Here is a 1,047-nt window from a genome sequence, read left to right as displayed (position 1 = left end):
CGTCAAACAGAATTTGTTTAGCCATTTATGTAATACCTACCTTTCACTTTTATTGTAAATTTAGCTGATTAGCTGATTATTCAATAACAGCCAGGATGTCTCTTTCGCTGATAATGAGGTATTCTTTGCCATCAATCTTGACTTCAGTGCCGGCATACTTGGAGAAAATGATTTTGTCGCCAACTTTAACCTCTAAGGCAACCTTTTGGCCATTGTCCAGAGTTTTGCCTGAGCCAACAGCTACAATCTTACCTTCCTGCGGCTTCTCCTTCACTGTATCTGGAAGAACAATACCGCTCTTGGTAACTTCCTCCTTTGCCAAAGCTTCAATCACTACTCTGTCACCTAATGGCTTAATCATGTAAAGACCTCCCTTTATTGTGTGTTAATATCAATAAATGTTTGTTAGCACTCACCTAAGCTGAGTGCTAATCTATACTCTATAATATAAAATTCGCTTCAAAAAAGCAAGAGTGTTTAAGGTAAAATTAAGCATTTTTTTTTAAAAACTTGCCAAAAATTCAGGCAGAAGCCGATCTGGCCTCTGCCCAAACAAAAATCTATCTATTCCCTTTTTTACGAGTGGCTGACTCTACGATGGCAGCAGCCACTTCCCGAATGGATTTACGTTTACTCATACTATATTGTTGAATGCGCCGGTACGCTTCACTTTCGCTTAAACTATAAGCATCCATCAGAATACCTTTTGCCCGATCAAGTATCTTTCGGGTTTCCAGTGAATTTTTAACTTCCTCTAACTCACGCTCTAATTCAGTAAACTCCTGAAATCGCGACAGAGCAATCTCTATAGCCGGAAATAAATTAGCTTCTTTTACTGGTTTAACCAAATAAGCCAAAACCCCGGAGTCCTTAGCCTTTTCTACAATTTCTTTTTGGCTAAAAGCAGTTAACAGCAGAACAGGTGCGATCTTCTCAGTAGAAATAATTTTGGCCGCAGTAATGCCGTCCATTTCTGGCATTTTGATATCCATTATAACAAGGTCAGGTCGATGTTTACGAGCCAGTTCAACCGCTTTTTCCCCGTCC

2 protein-coding genes are annotated in these 1,047 nt (G+C 39.5%); both read right to left on the bottom strand.

All coding sequences use genetic code 11. The features are described 5' to 3' along the window. Window positions 1-76 precede the first annotated feature (76 nt). Entirely contained in the window at window positions 77-361 is a 285-nt protein-coding gene (gene groES / locus AC29Z1_RS11160; RefSeq protein ID WP_488271538.1) for a co-chaperone GroES, read from the bottom strand. A 199-nt stretch (window positions 362-560) separates the two neighbouring features. Next, window positions 561-1,047: ANTAR domain-containing response regulator (locus tag AC29Z1_RS11155; protein ID WP_488271537.1), on the bottom strand; the 487-nt coding region annotated here is incomplete at its 5' end.

This window comes from Sporomusa sp. (assembly GCF_057736855.1).
The sequence above is the reverse complement of the archived record's forward strand: the minus strand, read 5'-3'. Positions and strand labels throughout refer to the sequence as shown.